Origin of the sequence: Streptomyces corynorhini (assembly GCF_003346515.1) — a bacterium.
Taxonomy (GTDB): Bacteria; Actinomycetota; Actinomycetes; order Streptomycetales; family Streptomycetaceae; genus Streptomyces; species Streptomyces corynorhini.
In genome coordinates, this window is record NZ_QQNA01000122.1 from 1 (window position 1) to 19,000 (window position 19,000).

The 19,000-nt window shown below is 70.7% G+C and carries 22 protein-coding genes; 14 read left to right on the plus strand and 8 right to left on the minus strand.

The genetic code is table 11. The features are described 5' to 3' along the window. Positions 1 to 118: 118 nt before the first annotated feature. The 5 genes from DVH02_RS16695 to DVH02_RS16715 form a co-directional block, all read right to left on the minus strand. Complete coding sequence (locus tag DVH02_RS16695) at positions 119 to 952, minus strand: response regulator transcription factor (RefSeq protein WP_114624604.1); 834 nt, start codon at positions 950 to 952, stop codon at positions 119 to 121. 50 nt (positions 953 to 1,002) lie between these two features. Further along, positions 1,003 to 1,245 (minus strand): hypothetical protein, encoded by a 243-nt coding sequence (locus tag DVH02_RS16700; RefSeq protein ID WP_114624605.1) that lies wholly within the window; start codon positions 1,243 to 1,245, stop codon positions 1,003 to 1,005. 59 nt (positions 1,246 to 1,304) lie between these two features. After that, entirely contained in the window at positions 1,305 to 2,396 is a 1,092-nt protein-coding gene (locus tag DVH02_RS16705) for a S1C family serine protease (RefSeq protein ID WP_114624606.1), read from the minus strand. A 204-nt stretch (positions 2,397 to 2,600) separates the two neighbouring features. Then, positions 2,601 to 3,503, minus strand: a complete 903-nt coding sequence (locus DVH02_RS16710; protein ID WP_114624607.1) for an amidohydrolase family protein — start codon at positions 3,501 to 3,503, stop codon at positions 2,601 to 2,603. Positions 3,504 to 3,548: 45 nt separating this feature from the next. Next, complete coding sequence (locus tag DVH02_RS16715; protein WP_114624608.1) at positions 3,549 to 4,292, minus strand: SDR family oxidoreductase; 744 nt, start codon at positions 4,290 to 4,292, stop codon at positions 3,549 to 3,551. 201 nt (positions 4,293 to 4,493) lie between these two features. Here DVH02_RS16715 and DVH02_RS16720 point away from each other — a divergent pair, with 201 nt between their 5' ends. Together DVH02_RS16720 and DVH02_RS16725 are read left to right on the plus strand one after the other, a co-directional pair. Continuing rightward, positions 4,494 to 5,438 (plus strand): LysR family transcriptional regulator, encoded by a 945-nt coding sequence (locus DVH02_RS16720; protein ID WP_114624609.1) that lies wholly within the window; start codon positions 4,494 to 4,496, stop codon positions 5,436 to 5,438. Continuing rightward, positions 5,435 to 5,641 carry a hypothetical protein gene (locus DVH02_RS16725; protein ID WP_114624610.1) on the plus strand — a complete coding sequence of 69 codons (207 nt, stop codon included), beginning with the start codon at positions 5,435 to 5,437 and terminating at the stop codon, positions 5,639 to 5,641. The genes DVH02_RS16720 and DVH02_RS16725 overlap by 4 nt, the downstream gene beginning before the upstream one ends. Positions 5,642 to 5,814: 173 nt before the next feature. Here DVH02_RS16725 and DVH02_RS16730 read toward each other — a convergent pair whose 3' ends face one another. Both DVH02_RS16730 and DVH02_RS16735 read right to left on the minus strand, forming a co-directional pair. Further along, positions 5,815 to 6,837: a LacI family DNA-binding transcriptional regulator gene (locus DVH02_RS16730; protein WP_114624611.1), complete on the minus strand. Its 1,023-nt coding sequence runs from the start codon at positions 6,835 to 6,837 to the stop codon at positions 5,815 to 5,817. Positions 6,838 to 6,861: 24 nt separating this feature from the next. Continuing rightward, a complete protein-coding gene (locus DVH02_RS16735; protein ID WP_114624612.1) occupies positions 6,862 to 7,719 on the minus strand; it encodes a response regulator transcription factor in 858 nt (285 codons plus the stop codon). Between the two features lie 659 nt (positions 7,720 to 8,378). Between DVH02_RS16735 and DVH02_RS16745 the strand changes: the two genes are divergently transcribed. The 6 genes from DVH02_RS16745 (at position 8,379) to DVH02_RS16770 (ending at position 13,155) form a co-directional block, all read left to right on the plus strand. After that, positions 8,379 to 8,633, plus strand: a complete 255-nt coding sequence (locus tag DVH02_RS16745; RefSeq protein WP_114624614.1) for a MoaD/ThiS family protein — start codon at positions 8,379 to 8,381, stop codon at positions 8,631 to 8,633. 10 nt (positions 8,634 to 8,643) lie between these two features. Next, positions 8,644 to 9,966: a hypothetical protein gene (locus tag DVH02_RS16750; protein WP_233518271.1), complete on the plus strand. Its 1,323-nt coding sequence runs from the start codon at positions 8,644 to 8,646 to the stop codon at positions 9,964 to 9,966. Positions 9,967 to 10,254: 288 nt separating this feature from the next. Then, positions 10,255 to 11,001, plus strand: coding sequence for an LmeA family phospholipid-binding protein (locus DVH02_RS16755; protein ID WP_199566315.1), 747 nt, complete (start codon positions 10,255 to 10,257; stop codon positions 10,999 to 11,001). A gap of 540 nt (positions 11,002 to 11,541) precedes the next feature. Then, a complete protein-coding gene (locus DVH02_RS16760) occupies positions 11,542 to 12,381 on the plus strand; it encodes a sulfurtransferase (protein WP_114624616.1) in 840 nt (279 codons plus the stop codon). Positions 12,382 to 12,416: 35 nt separating this feature from the next. Beyond that, positions 12,417 to 12,704: a DUF1416 domain-containing protein gene (locus tag DVH02_RS16765; protein ID WP_030590573.1), complete on the plus strand. Its 288-nt coding sequence runs from the start codon at positions 12,417 to 12,419 to the stop codon at positions 12,702 to 12,704. Positions 12,705 to 12,879: 175 nt separating this feature from the next. Continuing rightward, on the plus strand, positions 12,880 to 13,155 hold the full coding sequence (locus tag DVH02_RS16770) for a DUF3099 domain-containing protein (protein ID WP_114624617.1): 276 nt from the start codon (positions 12,880 to 12,882) through the stop codon (positions 13,153 to 13,155). A 98-nt stretch (positions 13,156 to 13,253) separates the two neighbouring features. On the opposite strand, the gene DVH02_RS16775 is transcribed toward DVH02_RS16770, so the two are convergent. Continuing rightward, positions 13,254 to 13,622 carry a DsrE family protein gene (locus tag DVH02_RS16775; RefSeq protein WP_114624618.1) on the minus strand — a complete coding sequence of 123 codons (369 nt, stop codon included), beginning with the start codon at positions 13,620 to 13,622 and terminating at the stop codon, positions 13,254 to 13,256. Between the two features lie 155 nt (positions 13,623 to 13,777). On the opposite strand from DVH02_RS16775, the gene DVH02_RS16780 reads away from it, so the two are divergent. From DVH02_RS16780 to ygfZ, 6 genes are all read left to right on the plus strand, one after another. Next, a complete protein-coding gene (locus tag DVH02_RS16780) occupies positions 13,778 to 14,518 on the plus strand; it encodes a hypothetical protein (RefSeq protein ID WP_233518272.1) in 741 nt (246 codons plus the stop codon). After that, positions 14,515 to 15,459, plus strand: coding sequence for a hypothetical protein (locus DVH02_RS16785; RefSeq protein ID WP_114624620.1), 945 nt, complete (start codon positions 14,515 to 14,517; stop codon positions 15,457 to 15,459). The genes DVH02_RS16780 and DVH02_RS16785 overlap by 4 nt, the downstream gene beginning before the upstream one ends. Beyond that, positions 15,456 to 16,352: a hypothetical protein gene (locus DVH02_RS16790; RefSeq protein ID WP_114624621.1), complete on the plus strand. Its 897-nt coding sequence runs from the start codon at positions 15,456 to 15,458 to the stop codon at positions 16,350 to 16,352. The genes DVH02_RS16785 and DVH02_RS16790 overlap by 4 nt, the downstream gene beginning before the upstream one ends. Before the next feature lie 361 nt (positions 16,353 to 16,713). After that, positions 16,714 to 17,286, plus strand: coding sequence for an FABP family protein (locus tag DVH02_RS16800; RefSeq protein ID WP_114624623.1), 573 nt, complete (start codon positions 16,714 to 16,716; stop codon positions 17,284 to 17,286). Between the two features lie 35 nt (positions 17,287 to 17,321). After that, positions 17,322 to 17,756 carry a Fur family transcriptional regulator gene (locus DVH02_RS16805; protein WP_114624624.1) on the plus strand — a complete coding sequence of 145 codons (435 nt, stop codon included), beginning with the start codon at positions 17,322 to 17,324 and terminating at the stop codon, positions 17,754 to 17,756. Between the two features lie 152 nt (positions 17,757 to 17,908). Next, complete coding sequence (ygfZ, locus tag DVH02_RS16810; RefSeq protein ID WP_114624625.1) at positions 17,909 to 18,883, plus strand: CAF17-like 4Fe-4S cluster assembly/insertion protein YgfZ; 975 nt, start codon at positions 17,909 to 17,911, stop codon at positions 18,881 to 18,883. Positions 18,884 to 19,000: the final 117 nt, after the last annotated feature.

Below are 19,000 nucleotides of genomic sequence, written 5' to 3' on the forward strand. Positions count from 1 at the left end.
CGCGTCAGCAGCCAGCAGGCGACGGCCGCCACCGCGACCGCGACCGCGCCCGCCGAGGCGACGAGCAGGGCCAGCCGGGAGCGCAGTGGGAGCGTACGGAGCCGGTGTACGAGGGAGGTCACGCCGGTCCCCCGAATCCGCCGGAGCCCGCCGGAGTCCCCGGAGCCCCTGGAGTCCCCGGAGCCCCCGGCACGCCTGGCACTCCCGGCACCCCTGGCACTCCCGGCGCGACCGCGCCGTCCGCGCGCAGCGCGTACCCGACGCCCCGCACCGTGTGCACCAGCCGGGGCTCGCCGCCGCTCTCCGTCTTGCGGCGCAGGTACATCACGTACACGTCCAGGGAGTTGCTGCTCGGCTCGAAGTCGAAGCCCCACACCGCCTTGAGGATCTGCTCCCTGGTCAGCACCTGCCGGGGGTGCGCCATGAACATCTCCAGCAGCGTGAACTCCGTACGGGTCAGCTCCACCCGCCGGTTGCCGCGCAGCACCTCGCGCGTCGTGAGGTCCATCCGCAGGTCGGCGAAGACGAGGACGTCGTCCGCCTGGACCGCGCCGGTGCTCGTCGTGTACGAGCTGCGCCGCAGCAGCGCGCGGATCCGGGCGAAGAGTTCGTCCAGCTCGAACGGTTTGACGAGGTAGTCGTCCGCACCCGCGTCCAGGCCCGTGACCCGGTCGCCGACCGTGTCGCGGGCCGTCAGCATCAGGATCGGCACCTTGGAGCCGCCCGCCCGCAGCCGACGGGCCGCCGTCAGCCCGTCCATCCGGGGCATCTGGATGTCCAGGACGATCAGGTCGGGCCCGTAGGCGGCGGCCTTGGTGAGGGCGTCGAGACCGTCGACGGCGACCTCGGTCCCGTAGCCGTCGAAGGCGAGGCTGCGCTGGAGGGCCTCTCGTACGGCGGGCTCGTCGTCGACGATCAGGATTCTCTGGGGATCGCCTTCGGCGGGACTCATGTCGCTGCTACCTCGTCAGTCGGTCGGCGGGACGCTTACCACGCTGCCTCTCAGCCTCGCACGGCCGTCCGGCGCCGACGGGCTCCGCGCGCCTTGGAGGCGGTACGGACCTCGTCCGCGCGGCGCGTCGGCGCGGCGGCCGGGGGCTCGGCCCCGGCCCGCGTCGAGGGCTCGGCCTGGGCCTGCACAAGATCATGTACGAGGGCGAGCGGAAGCGCCAGGTCACTGGGGCCCGCCGCGCGGACGGTGCCGGTGACGGGGCTGATGACGGTGCTGATGACGGTGCTGGTCATGGCGTGTCTCCTTCGAGGAGGTACGGGCGGGCGGGGCGCCCGCCGTACGGCCTCTGTCGTCAGTTCGTACCGCCGGCGCGCAGGGTGGCGAGGTCGGCCTTCACGGTGTTGACCGGGATGGCGAAGCCGAGGCCGACGCTGCCCGCGCTGGAGCCGGTGCCGGCGGAGGACGAACTCGGGGCGTACATGGCCGAGTTGATGCCGATGATCTCGCCGTTCATGTTGATCAGCGCACCACCGGAGTTGCCCGGGTTGAGCGAGGCGTCGGTCTGGAGCGCCTTGTACGTGGTCTTCGAGGAGCCGGTGTCCCCGTTGAACTGCTGGCCGCCGAACTCGAACGGCCAGTTCCCGGCGCCGCCACCGCCCTGCTGTTGCTGCTGCTGGCCCTGGCCCTGGCCCTGGCTCTGGTCCTGGTCCTGGTCCTTGGCGACGGTGACGTCGCGGTTCAGGGCCGAGACGATGCCGCTGGTGACGGTGCCGGTCAGCCCCTCGGGGGAGCCGATCGCCACCACCTCGTCGCCCACCCGCACCTGGTCGGAGTCGCCGAGCGTGGCCGTCTTCAGCCCGCTGGCGCCCTCCAGCTTGATCAGCGCGAGGTCCTTGTCCGCGTCGGTGCCCACGACCTTGGCCGTGTAGGTCTTGCCCGTGCTGAGCTGGACCTTCACCGTGGAAGCGCCCGCTATGACGTGGTTGTTCGTGACGATCTCACCGTCCGACGTGATGATCACGCCGGAGCCGGTCGCGTCACCGCTCGTGGAGGTCGCGTTGATCTCCACGATGGTGGGGGACAGGGCCTGCGCGACCCCGGCGACCGTTCCCTTGCTGCTCTGCGCGACGGGCGTACCGCTGATCACCGACGACGCGGTGGTCGTACCGTTGTCCGTCCACCGCCCCACGAGCGCGGCCGACCCTCCGCCGACGACCGCCGCGGCCAGCGCGACGGCGGCCAGCAGCGCCACCGGCTTCTTGGCACGGTGCGTGGGAGCCGGTGCGGTGGCCGTGGTGCCGGAGGCGGTCGCCGTCGCCGGGTCGCCGTACACCGTAGGACCGTACGCGGGCGGCGGCGGCCACGCCTGCCCACCCTGGGCCCCCGTGGAGGGCTGCTGCTGCGTGCCGTCTGCGTCGCCGCTGCTGCGGTAGTTGTCGGTCATGGGAATGACTCTCGACGCCGAACATGAGAGCTGGCTGAGGACCCGCTGAGAAGGGCAACAAAACCGCGTATGCCCCATATAAAGGCCCGCGGGCTGTCGGTGCGGCTCGGCGCGGCCGTCGCCGTCCTGCTGATGCCGCGCGCCGGGGCCCTCGGCGGCGTCGGTGGGCCGGATTCTCGTGGTGCAACTGGACGCCGCGTTACGTCAGTTCGCCAGGCGATGGGATTCGGCAGCAGGAGACTGTGCGGGTGGCCATCCCATGATCCGGCGTGTGGTGCCGCCGAACAGCGCGGTCCTCTCCGACGTGGACAGCTCGGGCTGGTCGAGCAGGTAGTGCAGACCTTGAGCGTAGGAGTGGTAGCCCGGGTACCTCGGTACGGGATCGAAGCCGTGCAGCCGACCGAAGACCCGGTGCTGATCGGTCGCCCACATGCATCGGTCGGTGCCGAACGCGTCGAGGATCTGCAGCAGATGGGGCCAGACGTCCGGATACGGGTATGCCCGGGTGGACAGTGTCGGGGCGCCCGAGAGTTTGACGAAGACGTTCGGTAGTTCGGCGAGGGACAGCAGCTGGCCGAGGTCACGCCACGGTGGCTCGTCGGCCGGTGCGAAGGGCGGCTGGTTCAGCCCCATGTGGTCGATCACCACAGGGAGTTCAGGGTGTGCGTGTGCCACTGGCGCAACGTCGGACAGCACACCCGAGGCCAGGAAACAGACCGGCATCCGGTGCTGTTCGGCGGCGGTCAGCAGCTTCTCGTAGGCCCCGGCTCGCAGGCGCTCAACGGCAGCGGGAGGGAAAGCGATGTTGACCCGAAGTCCCAGAACGCCTGGTTCCTCTCGTGCGCGGGCCACCTGCCCGGCGATGTCGGGCGAGGTCTCGTCGAGCGTCAGCACGGTGGCGAGACGCCCGGGGTGCCGGGTAACCGCGGCCTTGCACCACTCGACGGGAGCGACGTCCGGGTGGCTGACGAGGACGGCCGCGTCGACGCCTGCCGCGTCCATCTGTGCGAGGACGACCTCGGACAGCAGGTGCGGGTACGACTCGTCGCCGTGTGCCCACTGCGACCAGGGCCGTGGCAGATGCAATTGCGCGTCGATGATGTCCATGGGTGACTTTCTCCTGTGCTGCCGAACGGGTGGGTGGAGGGATGGTCAGGCCGCGATTCCGCTGCCTCCGCCGACGGTGATGTTCTGGCCAGTCACATAACCGGAGGCGTCGGAGGCGAGAAAAGCCACAGTTTCGGCGACCTCGCGGGCTGAACCCATACGTCCGAAGGGGATGCGGACGGCCATGTCTTCGGCGACCGCCGAGAGTTCCTCCGGAGAGAGGCCCGACTTCGACCAGATCGGGGTTTCGATGGCTCCCGGGCTCACCGCGTTGACGCGTATGCGCCGGGGAGCCAGTTCGATGGCCAATGAGGGGACCATCGTCAGCAGGGCCCCTCTGCTGGCGGCGGTGAGGCTCCCGCCGGGGATACCACGGATGGCGCCGATACCCACGGTGAAGATCACCGAGGCACCGTCGCGGAGCAACGGCAGTGTCCTCTGGAGCGTGAAGAACTGCCCTTTCGTATTGATCGCGAAGACGTCGTCGTAGGTTGCCTCGTCGATCGCCTCCAGCGGGGCGGCACGGTTGATCCCGGCATTGAGGAAAAGGGCGTCGAGTGAGCCGAAGCGCGTGCGGACCTCGGACGTGAGGCGGTCGGTGTCGGACGCTGAGCGCGAGTCCGCCCGAAGTACGACGACGCCTTCGGGCAGCTCCTTCCTCGCGGCCGCGAGGGTGTCCGGGTTCTGTCCGGTGACCATCACCCGGTACCCCCGCTGATGCAGCAGTTCGGCCGTCGCCTTGCCGATTCCGCTGGTACCTCCGGTGATCAGGACGGCAGGTGAGGACATGGTGCGACTCCGATCGGACGGTGAGTCGAAAAAGGAAGCAGTGCGGTACCGGGGGCTGGCCGGGCCGCTGACCCTCAGTCTGCGTCCGCCGCATGCCGACCGGCCAATGAATGTTCTGCACCGAGCGATACTCGTCACGTATCACCCCAGCTCACAGCCGTGAGCGGCACGCTTTCGCCCCTCCCGGAGGTAGGCTCAGGCATGCCCGACGTGCCACCGAAATTCCCCGACCTGGATCTGAGACTGGTCCGCTGTTTCACCGTCGTCGCCGAGCACCGTCACTTCGGTCGCGCCGCCGACGCCCTGCACACCACGCAGCCCTCACTGAGCCGCCAGATCCGGCGACTTGAGCGGCAGATGGGCGCCTGCTTGCTCGACCGTTCCCCGCGAGGTACCGAGCTGACCGAGGCCGGTGATGCCTTCCTCCCGCTTGCTCGGACCCTGCTGGAATCCGCCACCCGGGCTATGTCACACGCCTGGGCCGCCGCCCAGCCCAAGCGCATCACCATCGGCTACACCACCAACCTCATCGTCACTCCGGCCGTCGTCGAACTGCGCCGCCGCAACCCGGACACGGAGGTACGCGCCGTGCACCTGCCGTGGAACCAACCGCGCGAGGCACTGCTCGACGGCCGGGCGGACGTGGTGGTGACCCGGCTGCCACTGCGCACCGAGGGCCTCCAGGTCACTGTCCTGCACGAGGAGTCCCGGATCCTCGTGGTTCCCCTCGGCCATCCCCTGGCCGACCGGGACTTCGTGACTCTCGACGACATAGCCGACGAACCCATGCCCCGGCTGCCCGACCCGGGCTGGAACGCCTTCTGGCGCATCGATCCTCGGCCCGGCGGACGTCCCGCACCTGACGGTCCGCTCGTCGAGGACGTCGAGGACAAGATCGAGCACATCGCCGCCGGGCAGGCCGTCGCGATCGTCCCTGCCGGCGAGTACCTCAACCGCCTGCGCCCCGGGGTCACCACTGTTCCCCTGAAGGGCGTCACGCCCAGTCACGTTGTCCTGGCTACCCGCGCCGGCGACCACAACCAGTTGGTGAGGGCATTTCGGGAACTCGCAGGACACTACCTGGCCCCGGTGACAAGGGCGCTCACGGAGCGCGTACCCCACGGACTGAAGCGAACGGCGGAATGACGGGCAGCAGCAAGGCGCGCGGGCGTCTGACACGGTTGACAGAGACGGTCGGCACGGTCGGCATGGACGGCCTGCTGGTCGTGCCCAAAGGTGAATACGGCGGCGACAACGTCGACCTCGTGCCCGGTGCCGTCTTGCGTTGGCCGCCCTGCGAGTGCGGGCACTCGCTGTGTCCCGATGCCCCGGCGTCGGCCGAGGAGTAGGCCGACGGGCCCGGGACGTCCGGGGCCGCACTCCACCTACCCCCGCTCCGGCCGGACTCCCGGCGAAGGAACCCCCGGCGAAGGAACTGTCGGCGAAGGAACTGTCGGCGAAGGAAATGCCGGCCGGAACGGGCCGGGCCACAGCGGCTGAGCGCAGCGCTTACGCGCAGCGGTTACGCGCAGCCGCAGGAGCGGCGCACGATCAGCGCCGACGGGAACTGCTTCACGCGCTCGCGCCGTGAACCCGCCACCCGCAGGCCCTCGTCCAGCACCAGGTCCACCGCCGCGCGGGCCATCGCGGGGCGGTCGGAGGAGATCGTCGTCAGGGGCGGGTCGGTGAGACCGGCCTCCTTGACGTCGTCGAAGCCCGCGACGGCCAACTCGCCCGGCACGTCGATGCGCAGCTCGCGGGCGGCGCGCAGCAGGCCGATGGCCTGGTCGTCGGTGGAGCAGAAGATGGCCGGGGGGCGGTCGGGGCCCGCGAGCAGTTCGAGCGCGATGAGGTAGGCGTCGTAACGGTTGTACGGGGCCTGGAAGAGGCGGCCCTCCACCGAGCGGCCCGACTCCAGCATCGCCCGCCGCCAGCCCTCGACGTGGTCGGCGACCGGGTCGCCGACGGACGGGGTCGACTCGACGCCGCCGAGGCAGGCCACATAGGGATGGCCGTGCTCCAGCAGATGGCGGGTGGCGAGCTGCGCGCCGCCGATGTCGTCCGTGATGACGGCGACGTCGTCGATGTTCTCCGGCCGCTCGTGCAGCAGTACCACCCGGGCGTCCCAGGCGTCGATCTCGGCGGCGGCGCGCTCGCTCGGGCCCTGGCTGACCAGGATCAGTCCGGAGACCCGCATGCCGAGGAAGGCGCGCAGGTAGTGGACTTCGCGCTCGTCCCGGTAGTCGGAGTTTCCTACGAGGACCATTTTTCCGCGCTCGGCCGCGGCCTGTTCCACGGCGTGCGCCATCTCCGCGAAGAAGGGCTGCCGGGCGTCGGGCACGACCATCCCTATCAGGTCGGTCCGCCGCGAGGCCATCGCCTGGGCGACCCGGTCCGGGCGGTAGCCCAGCTCTTTGATCGCGGCGACCACCCGCTCGCGCGTGGCCGGGGCGACCGGCCTGGGTCCGTTGTTGATGACGTAGCTGACGACCGCAGTCGACGTACCCGCCAGTCGTGCCACATCGTCCCGCGTCACCTTGGCCACGCGCGGCAGTCTACGCGGGGTGACCTACCTCTTGGCAGTGTGTACAGCGGCTTCTTCGTGTACAGCCGTTTCTTCCGTGACCGTGGCCGTGGCCGCCGTTTCGGCTTCCTCGGGGGCGGCAGCCGCGGCGCCCGCCTTCCGCTCGGACTTCTCGCGCTCGGACTTCTCGGCGGCGCGCTCGGCCTTCTCCGCCTTCTCCGCCTTCTCCGGCTTCTCCGGGGTGACGAAGCGGTAGCCCACGTTCCGTACGGTGCCGATCAGCGACTCGTGCTCGACGCCGAGCTTGGCGCGCAGCCGCCGTACGTGTACGTCGACCGTCCGCGTACCGCCGAAGTAGTCGTATCCCCAGACCTCTTGGAGCAGCTGGGCCCGGGTGAAGACCCGGCCGGGGTGCTGTGCGAGGTACTTGAGCAGCTCGAACTCCTTGAAGGTCAGGTCCAGGACCCGGCCCTTGAGCTTCGCGCTGTACGTCGCCTCGTCGACCGAGAGGTCACCGTTGCGGATCTCCATCGGGGAGTCGTCGGTCGAGATCTGCTGGCGGCCCATGGCGAGCCGCAGCCGCGCCTCGACCTCCGCCGGGCCCGCCGTGTCGAGCAGGACGTCGTCGATGCCCCAGTCGGCGGTGACGGCCGCGAGGCCGCCCTCGGTGACGACGAGGATCAGCGGGCAGCCGGGCCCGGTGGACCGGAGCAGCTGGCAGAGCGAGCGCACCTGCGGAAGATCGCGGCGGCCGTCGATCAGAATGACATCGGCACCTGGGGTGTCGACGAGGGCGGGCCCCTCGGCGGGGGCCACGCGCACATTGTGGAGCAGAAGTCCGAGAGCGGGCAGCACCTCCGTGGAGGGCTGGAGCGCGTTCGTCAGAAGCAGCAGAGAACTCATCGCCGCCCACCTGCCTCGGTCGGACTGTTGTCGTACACGGTTCGCTTGCCCATTACGTCGGTTCCTCCTCGGTCCCTGCGAGGACGTATGCGGCACTGCTGGGTACTGCTGGGTACTGCTGTGGAGCGGTATTGCCGGGTACTGCTCGTACTGCTCGTACTGCTGGTCCCGCGTGTGGGCCCCGCGCCCCGGGGGCCCACCGGTTCGCGCTGTTCGTTCGAACCGTTCGATCTGTTCCTTGTGTCTGTGAATTCCGTCTGCGTCACCTGTCTGTAACAACGGGCGGTAAACACAAAAGGACCCGGGGGCTGCTTTGCCCGGATCCTCTGCACAGGAGAATAACCCACTTATCTTCCTGTGGAGAGGGGCAATCTCGCAGATCACGTGTTTGCGGGTGCGCGAGACGCGCTGGGCGCGCGCTGTTTTGGGCCGCTCTTTGCCTGCTCCGGCACGGTGTACGGGCTATGTACGGAAGGTTTCGAGTGATGCGGGGCACAGGGGGCGCACAGGTGCGCGGATCTCCTCCGTCATCATGGGGAGCGGGGGCACTGACGTACGGGCCGCATGCGCGTACGGACGGGTGTACGTACGGGTGCGCGCAGGGCGTCGGTACGGGGAAACAGGGGCGCGCGAAGCGCGCGGGGAGGAGAGGAGCGGGCATGGCGTCGGGCACGATCCGCTACTGGGCGGCGGCCAAGGCCGCCGCGGGCCTCGCCGAGGAGCCGTACGCGGCGGAGAACCTCGCCGAGGCGCTGGACGCTGTCCGGGTGAGGCACCCCGGCGAGCTGGTCCGCGTGCTCAGCAGATCCTCGTTCCTTGTCGACGGCGACCCCGTGGGCACCCGTGGGCATGAGACCGTACGCCTTGCCGAGGGCGGCACGGTCGAGGTGCTCCCGCCGTTCGCAGGAGGGTGAACCGCAGCATATGAGCAACGATCAGCAGTATCCGTACGACCAGGGGCAGGGCCAGGGCCAGGGACAGGCCCGGGACCAGGGGCAGGCCCGGGGGCCGTACGGGGCCCAGGGCGCGGGTCGCGGACCGCAGGGGTCGCAGGGGTCGCAGGGGTCGCAGGGCTGGGCGGAGCCCCAGCAGCCGCCGCGGGGACAGCAGGAGGTCCCCGCGGCGCAGACGTGGGAGGGGCAGACCTGGGACACCCAGTACCAGCCGCAGATCCGGCCGCAGACGGCGGGACCGGCGTACCCGCAGGCCCAGCAGTCCCCGCAGGCCCCGCAGCCTCAGCGGGCCGCCGCGGCGGCCGACACGGCGTACCTGCCTCAGCAGCCTGCGGCCCCGGGGCCGACGCAGCCTCCGGCGCAGCCGCCGTTCCAGGCACAGGCACACGCACAGGCACAGGCACAGGCACAGGCACAGGCTCAGGCGCCGATGCAGTCTCCCGTCCCCGGAGCGCCCGGAGCGCCCGGAGCTTCCGGAGCGCCCGGCACCGACGGCTACAGCGCGCCCACCACCCTGGGCGCCGCCCGGATGACCGACGCCCAGCGCGCCCGCGCGGAGGGCCGCTCGCCGATCATCCCGCCCGGCATCCAGCCCGCCGGGCTGACCGCGCTGCTCGGGCTGCTGATGGCCGGGGGCGCGGCCCTCGGACCGTACGGGCTGCTCGTCCCCCTCGTACTGCTCCAGGCCGTCACGGCGGCCGGCTGGTTCCGGCTGAACGGCATGTGGCCGGCCCGGCAGGGCATCGCGCTCGCCTTCCTCGGCGGCCTGGTCGCCGATGTCGCGCTGCTCGCCGCGGGCCGGGAGAACGGCGCCGCCGCGATTATCGGCACGCTGGGGGTGTGGGTGCTGCTGGTCGTGGTCCTGCAGCTGCGCAGCCCCGCGACGGGCGACGAGCGGATGGCCGGTCTGATGGCCGCCGTCGTCTCCGCCGCGCTCGCGATCCTCGCGGCCGGGCATCTGGCGGCGGTGCCGTCCGCCGTGGTCGTCGGCGCGATCGCCGTCGCGGTGGCCACCGTGGTGCGCGCGCTGCCGCTGCCGGGACTCGTCTCCCGGGTGGCCGCCGCGCTGGCTGCCGCGGGCGCGGGTTTTGTCGCGGGCGGGCTCACGGGTGGTGAGCTGACCGGCGGCACGGGCGCGCTGCTCGGACTGGTCGCCGGGGTCTGCGCGCTGATCGGGCTGCGCGTGGCGAGCTACGACTACCCGTCGCGCTTCGTCCACATGACCGCCGGGGTGGCGCTGCCGCTCACGGCGGCCGCGCCGGCCGTCTACCTGCTGGGACGCGCGCTGATCTGACCACGCGCGCCGGTGGGAACCGTTCGGCCGCGACCGGCGTCGATGACTGGGATCGATCACTCCGGCGGGCGGTGCGCGGGATCCGGATCCAGGTCCGGGTCCGCGCACCGCCCGCCGGGTTACGCTCGCGGTCACCGTCGCGGGCGGGGCCGGTACCGAGAGCACGTACGTACGGGCGGTCATCGCGGGCAACAGCATGATGTACACCTACGCGTACACGGACAAGTACACGTAGACGAACATGGCCGGCCGCGGTCATGACCGACCAGGGTGGGGGAACACCGGGCAATGCGCGCACTGCGGACACTGCTGATACTCGTCGTGATCTTCGGCGGCCTCTTCGTCGCCGCCGACCGGGCGGCCGTGTACTTCGCCGAGGGCCAGGTCGCGGAGAAGCTCAAGTCGAGCCAGGGGCTCAGCTCCGACCCCGAGGTCTCCATCAAGGGCTTCCCCTTCCTCACCCAGGTCTTCGACTCCCTTGAGGAGGTCGATATCCGGCTCGACGGCGTCAACGCCACCGTGGACGGGCGCGCGATCCAGGTCACCGAGGTCAAGGCGGTGCTCAAGGACGTCACGATCGACAGCGGCTACACCTCGGCGACGGCGGGCAGGGCCGAGGGCTCGGCCCGGATCTCGTACGCGGATCTCGAACGGTCGGCGCCCAAGGGCGTGAGCGTCGGGTACGCGGGTGACGAGCGGGCCGCCAAGAGCCAGGTCAAGCTGTCGGGTTCGCTGGCCGATGTGGCGGAGGGCGCGGGCGTCAACATCCCCGCCCCGTTCAAGGCGCTGCTGGCCGGCGAGCAGCTCAGCGTCTACAGCACGGTCTCGCTGTCGAACGGCGACACCGTCCGGCTGAAGGCCGCCTCCCTGCCCTCGCTGCCGATCCCGGGCTTCGAGAGCCAGCTGCGCGACCTGGTGGACTACGACATGAAGATCGAAGGACTGCCGTCGACGGTCAAGCTCGACAAGGTGGCCGCGGAGAAGAGCGGGCTGCGGTTCACGGGTACGGGGACGGACGTCTCGCTGACGGGCTGAGGCGTCGCCCATCGACCTCCCGGCCCGGCCCCGGCCCCGCGCCGGCTCCGCGCCGGATACGGCCGGATGGGCCGGATGGTGAGACGGTGGTGTCCGTTCCGCAGCTGCGGGCAGGATGAGGGAGGCGGTCCGGGCGGCAGCGGCTGTCCGAGCCCCCGTCCGCACGGCGTTCGACCGCCTGTCGTCTCGACAGGCGGATGATCGCGTCTCAGAATCCGACACGGCGGTGACATGGCGCTCGTGACGTACCTACGATCGGTCGTATGAAGCTTCAGGCGGACTTCACGAAGCGGCGGGCAGTAGACCTGTGCCGCGTCGCCGCCATGCTCTGTCGCACCCACTGAGCGGGACGTTCGCGTTCTGTCCCTCCCCGGGCCCTTCGAGCCTCAGCTCAGGATCCCCGCCCCGGAAGCACCGGCCCCCTGTCGGGCCCGTACGCGCCGGTCAGGCGCCCGGAGAGCACGAAAACCGGAACAGCGTCTGCCCCCGAAGCCACCGCACAGCACCATCTCGCCGCACACTGCCCCGGAGGAGAACAGCATGAGCCGCAGTGACGTCCTGGTAGACGCCGACTGGGTCGAGGCCCACATCGACGACCCGAAGGTAGTCATCGTCGAGGTCGACGAGGACACCTCGGCCTACGACAAGAACCACATCAAGAACGCGGTCAGGATCGACTGGAAGAGCGACCTCCAGGACCCGGTCCGCCGCGACTTCGTCGACCAGGAGGGCTTCGAGAAGCTCCTGTCGGCCAAGGGCATCGGCAACGACGACACCGTCGTGCTCTACGGCGGCAACAACAACTGGTTCGCGTCCTACGCCTACTGGTACTTCAAGCTCTACGGCCACGACTCCGTCAAGCTCCTCGACGGCGGCCGCAAGAAGTGGGAGCTGGACTCCCGCGACCTGGTCGACGCCGTCCCGACCCGCGCCACCACCACGTACAAGGCCAAGGCGCAGGACACCTCGATCCGCGCCTTCCGCGACGACGCGGTCGCCGCCATCGGCACCCAGAACCTGGTCGACGTGCGCTCGCCCGACGAGTTCAGCGGCAAGCTGCTCGCCCCGGCGCACCTCCCGCAGGAGCAGTCGCAGCGTCCGGGCCACATCCCGACCGCCCGCAACATCCCGTGGTCGAAGAACGCCAACGACGACGGCACGTTCAAGTCGGACGACGAGCTGAAGCAGCTCTACGTGGACGAGCAGATCGACCTGGCCAAGGACACCGTCGCCTACTGCCGCATCGGTGAGCGCTCGGCGCTCACCTGGTTCGTGCTGCACGAGCTGCTCGGCGTGGACAACGTCAAGAACTACGACGGTTCGTGGACCGAGTACGGCTCCCTCGTCGGCGTGCCGATCGAACTCGGCGCCGCCAAGTAATCCCGCCCCGACCTGCGACAGAAGGACTGAACAGTATGTGTGGAGCACAGGCCGGCGGCCCGGACGCTTCGACGATCAAGCCCGGCGAGACCACGATCCAGGGCTCCGTGACCCGCGACGGCGAGCCCGTCACCGGCTACGTGCGCCTGCTGGACTCGACCGGCGAGTTCACCGCCGAGGTCCCGACCTCGGCGACCGGCCAGTTCCGCTTCTACGCGGCCGAGGGCACGTGGACGGTGCGCGCCCTCGTCCCCGGCGGCTCGGCGGACCGTACGGTCGTCGCGCAGACGGGTGGCCTCTCCGAGGTCGCGATCGCGGTCTGAGTTCCGCGCGGGGCTGAGTTCCGCGCCGCTGATTCACGTATGACCGGCCGGAGGGCCGTGTCCCAGGGGGTTGGACGCTTCCACTGATGGGGCACGGTCCTTCGGTCGTCCGGTGAGGTCCGCGCCGCACGATGAGGTCCGGTGGCGGCGTGAGGTCCGGTCGTACGCTGGAGGTATGTACGCGCGGCGCCGTCGCGGCTACTTCCTGATCATGGGCGGATGCCTGATCCTCTTCGTGTCCGCCTGCACCTTCGTGCGCGTCTGGTCGGTCCCGGCTGCCATCGCGCTGTGCGCGGTCGCGCTGCTGCTCCCGCCGATCGCCGCCATCGTGGGCAATACCCGCGACAAGGACGACCGCTGGTGGGACGAGCCGCCGGAGGACCCGGAGACCCGCGAGGCGCGGAAGTCGCGGGCCTGGCTGGACGAGCTGGAGCGCAGAAAACGCCGGTAGGCGGCCCGGCTCTCCGGGTAGGGCAGCCGGTTCGGCCGTCAGCAGCCGTCAGCAGCCGTCAGCAGCCGTCAGCAGCGGTCAGTAGCCGCCAGCAGCGGTCAGTAGACGAGCGCCTGGACGCCGTCCGGCATGATCTCGCTGACGAAGACCTGCGCCCCGGCGATCCGCACCCCCGCCAGCACGTCCTTCTCCTCGATCCCGCGCCGTGCCGCGCACTGCGTGCACAGGGTGACGCGCCCGCCCGCCTGGATCGACTCGATCAGCTCCGGCAGCGGCGCCGCGTGCGGCAGCTCGAACTCCGCCGCCCGCCCCGGCAGCGCGAACCACGCCGACTCACCCGTCAGCCACAACGAGACCTCGACTCCGCTGGCCACGGCGACAGCCGCCACCGTGAACGCCTGGGAACAGCGCTCGGGCGCGTCGGCACCGGCGGTCACTTTGATCACGAGCTTCTTCTCGGATTGCATATGCGGAATCGTAATCCGCCGCCGCGCAACCCCCACCCTTCGTCGCGGGTCTGCGCTGAGGCGCGCGGGTAACCCGCCCGCGCGGCAGAGCTGATGACGACGGTCCAGGCGACCGTTACGCAGGGGGAACAGCGAACGTGGGGGAAACAGCGAACGTGGGATCCAAGAACCGAAGACGCGGCCGTACGGCCCTGCTGATCGGTACCGCCGCCGTACTCGGCCTGGTCGCGGGAACGGCCACCGGATACGCGATACAGGCCGACCGCGCGCCCGCGCCCCTGCCGGTGCTGGGGCAGCCGGGGCTGGCCTATCCGGCGAAGCCACTCCCGGCGGGCCGGGCCGCGAAGCCGCTGAGCGCGGCCGAGGACAGCCGGGTCAGGACGGACGGTGATCTGCGGAAGCTGCTGCTCGGCAAGCCGGCCGGTGCGAAGCTGATCTTCCCGGACTGGATCCAGCAGGGATGGACGACGATCGACCGGCGTGCCCTCGACTTCGACGACGAGAAAGCCGCTTTCGAGGACTTGGTGGGCGAGGACTTCCGCCGGGCCGCGGCGATCTCCTGGGCAGAGGGGAAGGCCGGAGAGACGCATGTCTCCCTCGTCCAGTACAGGGACCAGGCCGACCTGCGCGCGGCGGAGCAAGCCGAGACGCAGCGGTACTGGGCGGTCCAGGGCGAGAACGGCCCGGATGACGAGGGAGTCGCGATCAAGGGCAGCGGCAACGGCCGTTACTACCTCTACGACGTCGCACAGGACCCCGGACAGCCCCCGCTGTACGGGGCGCGGGCCATCGCCCACCGGGGCGACATCCTGATGGACATCTTCATCTACGACAGCGAGCCGATCAGCGAAAAGCGCGTGCGGACGCTGGCCGAGCGGCAGTTGGAGCGGTTGTGAACGACAGCGCTGACGACCGTACGAACCCGGTCGCGGAGACACCGGAGACACCGGAGCCCTCGGAGCCCTCGGAGCCCTCGGCGAGTGACACGGGGACACCGGAGCCCTCGGCGAGTGACACGGGGACACCGGAGAGTGCCGCGGAGACCGGAGAGACCGGAGAGACCCCAGAGGCCCTCACGGAGGTGCCGGAGGCGTCGGCTTCCGGGAAGCCCGCGCGCCGGTTCACCAGGACCGTACTGCCCGCGCTCCTCGTGAGCGCCGCCGTCGTGGCCGGTGCCGTGTTCATCAAGACGACCGCCGACGGGGCCGACAGGACCGCTGCCGCCGAAGCCTGGGCGCCATCGGACTCCGAGCCGGGCAAGGACCCGGCCGAGGGCTTCGAGAAGGGCCGTAAGGACACCGAACTCCGCCGCAAGCTGCTGCCGGTTCCCCGTGGCTACCGGCTCGGTCCCGACGTGGCCGAGCTGGGCAACGACAGTGAGCTGAGCGCCAAGCGGGCGACGGCGCTCGTGAAGTCGGCCGGCCAAGGGCTGCCCGGCGCCTCGCGTCGGCTGCTGGACAGAGAGATCGACGGACTGGGCATCAAGGGCTACGTGATCCGTACGTACGCGCCGGTCGATGAGGACGATCTGGTCGTGGAGATCCACATCATCCGGATGAAGGACGAGGCGACCGCCCGGACATGGCAGAACGGAGTGGCGTTCGCGTGGAGCGGGGCCGCCAAGGGGCCGAAGATCGAGGGACACCGTGACGCGGGGTGCTTCCTGGACAGGACCAACAGCAAGGCCGGTCTCATAGCGGCGCAGTGTGCGGCACACGAAGGTGAACTGGCCGTCAGTGTGGCCGCGTTCGGAGTCAAGCCGTTCAATTCGGCGGCCCTTTCCGAGCTGGTGAAGGATCAGCTCGACCACATCGAGTCCCCGGGGGAGTACATATGAGTGAGAAGACGGTCTCTCCGCCGGGGTCCGAGCCGGTGTCCGAGCCCGAGCCGGTGGCCGGGTCCGAGCCCGAGCCGGTGGCCGGGTCCGAGCCCGCGGCGGGCGCGCTCGACGGGCCGGCTCCCCGGCCGCCCCGTCGCCTGCTGCGCGCCGCCGCCCGCTGGACCGTCGCCGCGGCCGTCTTCGCCGGTGTCGGTACGGGCGCGGCCTTCGGCGTCAGCGGGATGGAACGCGAACAGGTCCCCGGTCTCTCGACGCGCGACGACGGCCGCTGGGAGTACCCGGAGCTGTCCCTGCCCGCGCTGCCGGTGGGATCCCCGCGGCCCTTCTCGAAGGCCAATACGGGGGAGATCCACCACGCGGACCTCCGTGAGCTGCTGCTCCCGGCCCCGGCGGGCGCCACGCCCGACAAGAAGCGGACGGGCGGGTGGGTGAGCACGGACCAGTACGTGTCCGAATACGCGGAGGACCGGCGCGCCGAGCTGCGTCCATGGCTCCGGGACCTCGCCGTCCGGCATGTCGCGGCCCGTGGCTGGACGATGCCGGACGGAACGGCCGCCCGTATCTACCTGCTGCGGTTCCCGTCGGTCGCGTTCGCGCAGACCTTCGCGTACGAGGCGACGAAGATCGAGACCGGGGAGGGCCTCCCGCTCGCCACGGCACCGCAGAGCGTCCTGGACGAGGAGTGGCTGCCGGACTCGGCCGCCGGAGCCGCGCTGCGCACCATGGCGGACGCGTACGTGGAGCCCGAGCCGTACGGCGCCACCCAGACCCGGCACGCCTACATCGTCGCCGGGGACACCCTCGCGCTGATCGTGCAGGAGAGGAAGGGAGGTTCCCCCGCCGTGCCCTTCCACCAGACGACGATCCTCCAGAACCAGCTGCTCGGCTGAGGCCCGGGACCACCCGGGACCACCCGTGACCACCCGGGACCGCCCGGGACCACCAGGGACCACCAGGGACCGCCCGGGACCACCTCGGTCGGCCTCCGACCACCTCGGAGTACCTCGACGAGAGGGCCGGGCGCCCACCCATTAGGCTGGGCCCCGGCCCCTACCCGCTCGTACCGCTCGTCCGAGGAGCATCCGTGCTTGAGATCTTCTTCTCCACCCTGCTGGTCCTCGTCTGTGTCGGCGTGCTCGCCTTCACCGGACTGGCCGTGAAGAAGCTGTACCAGGGCCAGCGCTGATCTCCTGACCGCTGGTGTCCGCCGGTCCGCCCACCTCACCCCTACAGATCGCCTGAGCTGCCCCCATGATCGAGATTCCGTCCGACCTGCACCCGGACCTCGTCCCCCTCGTCTTCCTCCTCGGCGACTGGGAGGGAGTCGGCGTCTTCGACTTCCCCGGTGACGAGAAGGCCAACTTCGGCCAGGAAGTCAGCTTCAGCCACGACGGCCGGGACTTCATCGAGTACGTCTCGCACACCTGGGCGCTGGACGGCGAGGGCAAGAAGATCAGGCCGATCGAGTCCGAGTCGGGCTACTGGCGCATCGACAAGGACCGCAAGGTCGAGGTCGTGATGGTGCGCGACCAGGGCGTCGTGGAGATCTGGTACGGCGAGCTGGCCGCCCAGAAGCCGCAGATCGACCTGGTGACGGACGCGGTGGCGCGCACGGCCGCCTCCGGACCGTACAGCGGGGGCAAGCGGCTGTACGGCTACGTCAACAGCGACCTGATGTGGGTCGGCGAGAAGGCGACCCCCGAGGTCCCGCTGCGCCCGTACATGTCGGCGCACCTGAAGAAGATCGTCACCCCGGACCAGGTCGCCGCGTGGGCCAAGGACCTCGGAGACCTCCCGGACGACGGCATCGCCTTCTTCAAGTAGCCGGGACCGCCGCCGCGCCTGCCTACACTGGGGGCGTGGTGAGCACCGACTGGAAGACCGACCTGCGGCAGCGCGGCTACCGGCTGACCCCACAGCGTCAGCTTGTCCTGGAAGCCGTCGACATCCTCGAACACGCGACGCCGGACGACATCCTCGGCGAGGTCCGCAAGACCGCCTCCGGGGTGAACATCTCCACCGTCTACCGCACGCTGGAGCTGCTGGAGGAGCTGGGGCTCGTCTCGCACGCCCATCTGGGACACGGCGCCCCTACGTACCACCTGGCCGACCGGCACCACCACATCCATCTGGTCTGCCGCGACTGCACGAACGTGATCGAGGCGGACATCTCGGTGGCGGCCGAGTTCACCGCCAAGCTGCGCGAGGACTTCGGCTTCACGACGGACATGAAGCACTTCGCGATCTTCGGCAGCTGCCGGGAGTGCGCCGCGCGGGCGACCGAGGACGCGTAGATACGCCAGAGAGGCGCCGGAGAGGCGCCGGGAGACGCCCCGCGGCGCCCAGAGACGCATAGTGGCGCGTTGTGGCGCGTAGTGGTCCGCGGCGGCGCGTTCACGGCCGCCGACACCCCGGTCGCGGGCCGCCGGGTCGTACGCTGAAGGACATGCAGCCTCATTCGAGCCCCTTGCTCACTCTCCCCGGAGCCGTCGCCGCCGAAGGCCAGGACGAGGGCGTCGCCGCGCACTACGGCGACCTGTTCCGCGAACAACGGGCCCTTGCCGCGGGCAGCGGTCTGGTCGACCTCTCCCACCGCGGTGTCATCACCGTCACCGGCGACGACCGGCTGAGCTGGCTGCATCTGCTGCTCACCCAGCACGTGAGCGAGCTGCCGCCGGGGCAGGCCACCGAGGCGCTGATCCTCTCCCCGAACGGCCACATCGAGCACGCGCTGTACCTCGTGGACGACGGCACGACGGTCTGGGCCCATGTGGAGCCGGGGCCCCGGGAGGCGCTCGTCGGCTATCTGGAGTCGATGAAGTTCTTCTACCGGGTCGAGGTCGCCGACCGTACGGACGACTTCGCCGTCGTCCATCTGCCCGCCGGATCCATCGCCGAGGCCCCCGAGGGGGCGGCCGTACGCGAGACCCCGTACGGCAGGGACGTGTTCCTGCCCCGCGCCGACCTGGAGGCGTACGCCGCCGCGCGCGGCCCGGTGGCGGGCATCCTCGCGTACGAGGCGCTGCGCATCGAGGGGCACCGGCCCCGCCTCGGCTTCGAGACCGACCACCGGACCATCCCGCACGAGCTGGGCTGGATCGGTGGCGCGGTCCACCTGGACAAGGGCTGCTACCGGGGGCAGGAGACCGTGGCCCGGGTACAGAACCTCGGGAAGCCGCCGCGCCGGCTGGTCTTCCTGCACCTGGACGGCAGCGATGTGCACCTGCCCGGCCACGGCACCCCGGTCCGGCTCGCGGCGGACGGCGCCGAGGGGCGCCAGCTGGGCTTCATCACGTCGTCGGGGCGCCACCACGAGCTGGGGCCGATCGCGCTGGCCCTGATCAAGCGCAACGTCCCCACGGACGCGGAGCTGCTGGCCGGGGACACGGCGGCGGCCCAGGAGGTCGTCGTGGAGGTGTAGCCGGGGGCCCCGCGCCCGGGTCCCCTCCCGGCGCCGGGGTCCCTCGCGCCGGGGCGGGTGACGCGCCGGGGCCCCGCGCCGGGGCGGGTGACGCGCCGGGTCTGCCGGGGCGGGTGA

Coding starts and splice junctions, on each gene's coding strand:
- DVH02_RS16705 (WP_114624606.1), bottom strand. CDS start 2,396: ATGACCGACAACTACCGCAGCAGCGGCGACGCAGACGGCACGCAGCAG.
- DVH02_RS16750 (WP_233518271.1), top strand. CDS start 8,644: ATGAGCAACGATCAGCAGTATCCGTACGACCAGGGGCAGGGCCAGGGC.
- DVH02_RS16715 (WP_114624608.1), bottom strand. CDS start 4,292: ATGTCCTCACCTGCCGTCCTGATCACCGGAGGTACCAGCGGAATCGGC.
- DVH02_RS16710 (WP_114624607.1), bottom strand. CDS start 3,503: ATGGACATCATCGACGCGCAATTGCATCTGCCACGGCCCTGGTCGCAG.
- DVH02_RS16695 (WP_114624604.1), bottom strand. CDS start 952: ATGAGTCCCGCCGAAGGCGATCCCCAGAGAATCCTGATCGTCGACGAC.
- DVH02_RS16765 (WP_030590573.1), top strand. CDS start 12,417: ATGTGTGGAGCACAGGCCGGCGGCCCGGACGCTTCGACGATCAAGCCC.
- DVH02_RS16760 (WP_114624616.1), top strand. CDS start 11,542: ATGAGCCGCAGTGACGTCCTGGTAGACGCCGACTGGGTCGAGGCCCAC.
- DVH02_RS16755 (WP_199566315.1), top strand. CDS start 10,255: ATGCGCGCACTGCGGACACTGCTGATACTCGTCGTGATCTTCGGCGGC.
- ygfZ (WP_114624625.1), top strand. CDS start 17,909: ATGCAGCCTCATTCGAGCCCCTTGCTCACTCTCCCCGGAGCCGTCGCC.
- DVH02_RS16700 (WP_114624605.1), bottom strand. CDS start 1,245: ATGACCAGCACCGTCATCAGCACCGTCATCAGCCCCGTCACCGGCACC.
- DVH02_RS16770 (WP_114624617.1), top strand. CDS start 12,880: ATGTACGCGCGGCGCCGTCGCGGCTACTTCCTGATCATGGGCGGATGC.
- DVH02_RS16720 (WP_114624609.1), top strand. CDS start 4,494: ATGCCCGACGTGCCACCGAAATTCCCCGACCTGGATCTGAGACTGGTC.
- DVH02_RS16790 (WP_114624621.1), top strand. CDS start 15,456: ATGAGTGAGAAGACGGTCTCTCCGCCGGGGTCCGAGCCGGTGTCCGAG.
- DVH02_RS16735 (WP_114624612.1), bottom strand. CDS start 7,719: ATGAGTTCTCTGCTGCTTCTGACGAACGCGCTCCAGCCCTCCACGGAG.
- DVH02_RS16775 (WP_114624618.1), bottom strand. CDS start 13,622: ATGCAATCCGAGAAGAAGCTCGTGATCAAAGTGACCGCCGGTGCCGAC.
- DVH02_RS16800 (WP_114624623.1), top strand. CDS start 16,714: ATGATCGAGATTCCGTCCGACCTGCACCCGGACCTCGTCCCCCTCGTC.
- DVH02_RS16745 (WP_114624614.1), top strand. CDS start 8,379: ATGGCGTCGGGCACGATCCGCTACTGGGCGGCGGCCAAGGCCGCCGCG.
- DVH02_RS16725 (WP_114624610.1), top strand. CDS start 5,435: ATGACGGGCAGCAGCAAGGCGCGCGGGCGTCTGACACGGTTGACAGAG.